Raw genomic sequence first — 6,227 nt, 5'->3', positions numbered from 1 at the left:
ACCAGCGGCGCGTCCGGCCCGAGCAGGCCGCCGGTCACGGCGCCCCGCACGGCGGCGTCCCGCCGGGCGACACGCGCGGCGGCCTCCCGCTCCGGCGCGTCGGTGCCGTCGTGCTCCACGGTCTCCTGTGCCACGGTGTGCCCTCGTCCCTCTCGCTCGCTCCCGTTCACGGTTCCAGCCAAACATTCCCGACGCGCGGGCGATGGCACCCGGTACCTATTGACTAGCTCTATTCACGACTGGACTATGTGAATAGAGACAGCAACAGGAGGAGCACACGATGTCGGGACCCCGCCCCGTACGAGCACCGCGCGGCACGGAACTGAGCGCCCTGGGCTGGCAGCAGGAAGCCGCCCTCCGGATGCTCCAGAACAACCTCGACCCCGAGGTCGCCGAGCACCCCGACAAGCTCGTCGTCTACGGCGGCACCGGCAAGGCCGCCCGCGACTGGCGCTCCTTCGACGCCATGGTGCGCACGCTGCGGACGCTGAAGCAGGACGAGACGATGCTCGTCCAGTCCGGCCGCCCGGTCGGCGTCATGCAGACCCACGAGTGGGCACCGCGCGTCCTCATCGCCAACTCCAACCTGGTCGGCGACTGGGCCAACTGGGAGGAGTTCCGCCGCCTGGAGGCCCTCGGCCTCACCATGTACGGCCAGATGACCGCCGGTTCCTGGATCTACATCGGCACCCAGGGCATCCTCCAGGGCACCTACGAGACCTTCGCCGCCGTCGCCGCGAAGAAGTTCGGCGGCACCCTGGCCGGCACCATCACCCTGACCGCCGGACTCGGCGGCATGGGCGGCGCCCAGCCGCTCGCCGTCACCATGAACGACGGCGTGGCCATCTGCATCGACGTCGACCCGCGCGCCATCGAGCGCCGCATCGAGCACAAGTACCTCGATGTGAAGGCCGACAGCCTGGAGCACGCCCTCCAGCTCGCCACCGACGCCCGCGACGCCCGCCGCCCGCTCTCCATCGGCGTCCTCGGCAACGCGGCCGAACTCGTCCCGCAGCTCCTCGCCATGAGCGCCCCCATCGACATCGTCACCGACCAGACCTCCGCGCACGACCCGCTGGCCTACCTCCCGGTCGGCGTCGACTTCGAGGACATGGCCGACGCCGCCGCGAAGGACCCGGCCGGGTTCACCACCCGCGCCCGCGAGTCCATGGCCCGGCACGTCGAGGCGATGGTCGGCTTCATGGACGCGGGCGCCGAGGTCTTCGACTACGGCAACTCCATCCGCGGCGAGGCCCAGCTCGCGGGCTACGACCGCGCCTTCGCCTTCCCCGGCTTCGTCCCCGCCTACATCCGGCCCCTGTTCTGCGAGGGCAAGGGCCCCTTCCGCTGGGCCGCGCTCTCCGGCGACCCGGCCGACATCGCCAAGACCGACCGTGCGCTGCTGGAACTGTTCCCGGAGAACGAGTCCCTCGCGCGCTGGATCAAGATGGCCGGCGAGCGGGTGCACTTCCAGGGTCTTCCGGCCCGGATCTGCTGGCTCGGGTACGGGGAACGGGACAAGGCCGGGGAGCGGTTCAACGACATGGTGGCCAGCGGCGAGCTTGCCGCTCCGCTGGCCATCGGGCGGGACCATCTCGACTGCGGGTCCGTCGCGTCGCCCTATCGCGAGACCGAGGCGATGCTGGACGGGTCCGACGCCATTGCCGACTGGCCGCTGCTGAACGCCATGGTCAATGTGGCTTCCGGGGCCTCCTGGGTTTCCATCCACCACGGAGGTGGTGTGGGGATGGGCCGGTCCATCCACGCCGGGCAGGTCAGTGTGGCGGACGGGACCGCGCTGGCGGGGGAGAAGATTCGGCGGGTGCTGACCAATGACCCCGGTATGGGTGTCATTCGGCACGTGGACGCGGGATACGACATCGCGGAGTCCGTTGCCGAGGAGCGGGACGTCCGGGTGCCCATGCGTGAGGGTGGGGACGCGTGAAGGACGGCTCCGCGGTGGGGGCGGAGGGGGCCTCCCCCCGTGCGGCTTCCTTCCAGGAGATGTGGGCCGAGCTGCTTCCCATCGGGCGCAGCTCCGCCTCCGGGGGCTACCGGCGTTACGCGTGGACCTCCGCCGACGCCGAATGCCGGGCCTGGTTCGAGGAGCAGGCCGGGGCGCGCGGGCTGGCCTACGAGGTGGACCGGAACGGGAACCAGTGGGCCTGGCTCGGTGACCCCGCCGAAGGGGATGCCGTCGTCACCGGGTCGCATCTTGACTCCGTGCCCGACGGTGGCGCCTTCGACGGGCCCCTGGGAGTCGTGTCCGCCTTTGCCGCGCTGGACGAACTCCGGCTCAGGAACGCCACGTTCGACCGGCCCCTCGGGATCGTCAACTTCGGGGACGAGGAAGGGGCCCGGTTCGGGCTGGCCTGCGTCGGGTCGCGGCTGGCCGCCGGGCAGCTCACCGTCGAGCAGGCGCATCTGCTGACCGACGGGGACGGGATCAGCCTGCCCAAGGCGATGGCAGCCGCCGGTTACGACCCGGACGCCATCGGTGCCGACCCCGAACGCCTCGCCCGTATCGGCGCGTTCGTCGAGCTGCATGTCGAACAGGGCCGCGCGCTGGACCTGTCCGGCGACCAGGTCGGCATCGCCAGCTCCATCTGGCCGCACGGGCGCTGGCGGTTCGACTTCCGGGGCGAGGCCAACCACGCGGGCACCACCCGGCTCGCGGACCGGCGCGACCCCATGCCGACGTACGCCGAGACCGTGCTGGCCGCCCGGCGGGAGGCCGAACTCGCCGGTGCCGTGGCCACGTTCGGCAAGATCTCCGTGGAGCCCAACGGGGTCAACGCCATCCCCTCCCTGGTGCGGGGCTGGCTGGACTCCCGCGCCCCCGGCCAGGAGGCGCTGGACACGGTCCTCGACGGAATCGCACGGGCCGCGCGGGAGTACGCCGACGCCCACGGCATCGACCTGGACGTGGTCCGGGAGTCCTTCACCCCGGTCGTGGAGTTCGACCACGCCCTGCGCGACGAACTCGGCCGCCTGCTGGGCCGGGACACCGGGCTGACGGTGCCCGTGCTGGGCACCGGCGCCGGGCACGACGCCGGGATTCTCTCCGGGAGCGTCCCGACCGCCATGCTGTTCGTGCGCAACCCCACCGGTGTCTCGCACTCCCCGGCCGAGTCCGCGACCGAGGACGACTGCGTGGCCGGGGTGCGCGCCCTCGCCGACGTACTGGAAGGACTGACCCGCAGGTGACCCAGGGAACCTACTGGTTGGAGCACGCCTGGCTCGGCAGCAATGTCGAGCCGGGGGTGCTCGTCGAGGTGGCGGACGGCCGTATCACCGCCGTCCGCACCGGCACGCCCGCGCCGCCGCCCGGCGCCGAGATCCTGCGGGGCCTCACCCTGCCCGGCCTCGCCAACGCGCACAGCCACGCCTTCCACCGGGCCCTGCGCGGCACGGTCCAGGTCGGCTCCGGGACCTTCTGGACCTGGCGCGAGGTGATGTACTCCGTGGCCGACCGGCTGACCCCGGACACCTACCACGCCCTCGCCCGCGCGGTGTACGCCGAGATGGCCCTCGCCGGGATCACCTGCGTGGGGGAGTTCCACTACCTCCACCACGCCCCCGGCGGCACGCCCTACGCCGATCCCAACGCCATGGGCGAGGCCCTGATCGCGGCCGCCGCCGAGGCCGGCATCCGCATCACCCTCCTGGACACCGCGTACCTCTCGGCGGGCTTCGGCCAGCCCCCCAACCACCACCAGCTCCGCTTCTCCGACGGCACCGCGGACGCCTGGGCCGCACGCTGTTCAGTTCTCAAGGGACAGGATCACGCGCGGATCGGCGCGGCCGTCCACTCCGTACGGGCCGTGCCCGCCGCCCAGTTGACGACCGTCGCGGGCTGGGCCGAGGAGCGGCGGGCCCCGTTGCACGTCCATCTCTCCGAGCAGACCGCCGAGAACGACGCCTGCCTCGCCGCGCACGGCGTCACCCCGGCCCGGCTGCTCGCCGACCACGGCGTGCTCGGGCCGCGCACCACCGGTGTGCACAACACCCATCTGACCGGCGAGGACATCGCCCTGCTCGGCGGCTCGGGCACCGGCACCTGCATGTGCCCCACCACCGAACGCGACCTGGCCGACGGCATCGGGCCCGCCGCCGCCCTGCAGGACGCGGGCTCCCCGCTCTCCCTCGGCTCCGACAGCCACGCCGTCATCGACCTGCTCGAAGAGGCGCGGGCGATGGAGCTGGACGAGCGGCTGCGCACCCGCACCCGCGGTCACTGGACCGCGGCCGCGCTGCTGCGGGCCGCCACCGAGGACGGCCACGCCGCGCTCGGCTGGCAGGAGGCGGGCGCCATCGAGCCAGGGCGCCTGGCCGACTTCACGACCATCGCCCTCGACTCGGTCAGAACGGCCGGACCGCCGCCCCGGCTCGGCGCCGAGACGGCCGTATTCGCGGCGAGCGCGGCGGACGTCCGGCACACGGTCGTGGGCGGCCGCCAGGTCGTACGGGACGGGGCGCACACGCGTGTGCCCGATGTGCCCTCGGCCCTCGCCGACGCGATCGGCGCCCTGCGCGACTGACCCCCACCGGCACCCCCACCGGCACGACTGAGGACACCGAGCACACCATGAGCAGCAGCACCGCCATCACCAACATCGCCACGCTGGTCACCAACGACCCCTCCCTCGGTGACAATTCCCCTCTCGGACTCATCCAGGACGCGGCCCTGGTCATCGACGGCGAACGCGTCGTGTGGGCCGGTGAGTCAAGCAAAGCACCCGCCACCGACAATCACCTCGACGCCGGTGGGAAGGCGGTCCTGCCGGGCTTCGTGGACTCCCACTCGCACCTGGTCTTCGCCGGGGACCGCACCGCCGAGTTCAACGCCCGCATGTCCGGCCGCGCCTACGGCGCCGGCGGCATCCGCACCACCGTCGCCGCCACCCGCGCCGCCTCCGACGCGGAGCTGGAGGCCAATCTCGCCCGTCACCTGGCCGAGGCGCTCCGCCAGGGCACCACCACGATGGAGACCAAGTCCGGCTACGGCCTCACCGTCGAGGACGAGTCCCGCGCCCTGCGCCTCGCGGCCGCCCACACCGACGAGGTGACCTACCTCGGCGCCCACATCGTCGCCCCCGAACTGGCCGAGGACCCGGCCGCGTACGTCGCCCTCGTGACCGGGGAGATGCTGGACGCCTGCGCCCCGCACGCCCGCTGGATCGACGTGTTCTGCGAGAAGGGCGCCTTCGACGGCGACCAGGCCCGCGCGATTCTCACCGCCGGCCGCGCCAAGGGCCTGCATCCGCGCATTCACGCCAACCAGCTCTCGTACGGCCCCGGCGTGCAGCTTGCCGTGGAGCTGGACGCGGCCAGCGCCGACCACTGCACCCACCTCACGGACGCCGACGTGGACGCCCTGGCCGGCGGCAACACGGTCGCCACGCTGCTGCCCGGCGCCGAGTTCTCCACCCGCGCCGAGTGGCCGAACGCTCGCCGTCTGCTGGACGCGGGGGTCACGGTGGCGCTCTCCACGGACTGCAACCCCGGCTCGTCGTACACCTCGTCCGTGCCGTTCTGCGTCGCGCTCGCGGTACGGGACATGGGGATGACCCCGGACGAGGCCGTGTGGGCCGCCACGGCGGGCGGGGCCGCGGCCCTGCGCCGCACCGACATCGGCCGTCTCGGCCCCGGCGCCCGCGCCGACCTGGTCCTCCTGGACGCGCCCAGCCACGTCCACCTGGCCTACCGTCCCGGCGTCCCGCTGGTCGGCGAGGTGTGGCGCAGCGGCGTCCGGGTGGCCTGACCGGCCCGGTGCCCTCCGCGCGCGGGCCCCGTCCCCGTCAGCGGGCCCCCGCCCGCCACCGCTGCTCCCGCCCGCCGTCCAGGGGCTGCAGCTCCACCCCGCCGCCGTCGGGTACCAAGGCCGTCTCGATGGCGATGCCGGGCCGGATGGTGCCGTCGGGGTCGACCGTGAAGTGGAGGTTCTGGCCGTTGCTGCCGTCGACCGAGTCGCAGGTCCAGATGCCCACGCCCCGGTCGACGTCGCCCCGGCTGTCCAGACAGAAGTCGGAGTCGGCGGCCGAGCGGACGACCCCCAGGTCGCTGTCGACGCTCCAGCGCTGGGCGGGCGAGGACGTGCAGGGAGCGGTGACGACGTCGGTGCCCTTGTCGAAGTCGCCGTCGCGTACGTCCAGGCATAAGCCGGTGGCCAGATTCACCACTTGAGCGTAGGCGGCGCCCGGCGGCGGCGGCGGAGGCGGGGGCGT

General features: G+C 73.1%; 5 protein-coding genes. 4 read left to right on the top strand and 1 reads right to left on the bottom strand.

The genetic code is table 11. The annotated features are described in order from the left end of the window. The first annotated feature begins 280 nt into the window (after positions 1 to 280). The 4 genes from hutU to hutI are packed head-to-tail and all read left to right on the top strand — an operon-like array spanning position 281 to position 5,764. Entirely contained in the window at positions 281 to 1,945 is a 1,665-nt protein-coding gene (gene hutU, locus GT030_RS08360) for a urocanate hydratase (RefSeq protein WP_161200541.1), read from the top strand. 59 nt (positions 1,946 to 2,004) lie between these two features. Beyond that, entirely contained in the window at positions 2,005 to 3,207 is a 1,203-nt protein-coding gene (locus tag GT030_RS08355) for an allantoate amidohydrolase (RefSeq protein WP_161200542.1), read from the top strand. Continuing rightward, a complete protein-coding gene (locus GT030_RS08350) occupies positions 3,204 to 4,541 on the top strand; it encodes a formimidoylglutamate deiminase (protein WP_161200540.1) in 1,338 nt (445 codons plus the stop codon). The genes GT030_RS08355 and GT030_RS08350 overlap by 4 nt, the downstream gene beginning before the upstream one ends. 47 nt (positions 4,542 to 4,588) lie before the next feature. Then, positions 4,589 to 5,764 carry an imidazolonepropionase gene (gene hutI, locus GT030_RS08345; RefSeq protein ID WP_161200539.1) on the top strand — a complete coding sequence of 392 codons (1,176 nt, stop codon included), beginning with the start codon at positions 4,589 to 4,591 and terminating at the stop codon, positions 5,762 to 5,764. Between the two features lie 37 nt (positions 5,765 to 5,801). Here hutI and GT030_RS08340 read toward each other — a convergent pair. Beyond that, positions 5,802 to 6,227 (bottom strand): RICIN domain-containing protein (locus GT030_RS08340; RefSeq protein ID WP_161200538.1); only part of this gene is annotated, 426 nt, incomplete at its 5' end.

Source organism: Streptomyces sp. SID1328, assembly GCF_009865595.1.
Lineage (GTDB): Bacteria > Actinomycetota > Actinomycetes > Streptomycetales > Streptomycetaceae > Streptomyces > Streptomyces griseoluteus.
Note: the sequence above shows the minus strand (reverse complement) of the source record. Positions and strands in the feature narration are given on the sequence as shown.

Bases quoted from the DNA above. Each gene is read 5' to 3' on its own strand.
- hutU (WP_161200541.1), top strand. From the start codon at position 281: ATGTCGGGACCCCGCCCCGTACGAGCACCGCGCGGCACGGAACTGAGC.
- GT030_RS08355 (WP_161200542.1), top strand. From the start codon at position 2,005: ATGTGGGCCGAGCTGCTTCCCATCGGGCGCAGCTCCGCCTCCGGGGGC.
- hutI (WP_161200539.1), top strand. From the start codon at position 4,589: ATGAGCAGCAGCACCGCCATCACCAACATCGCCACGCTGGTCACCAAC.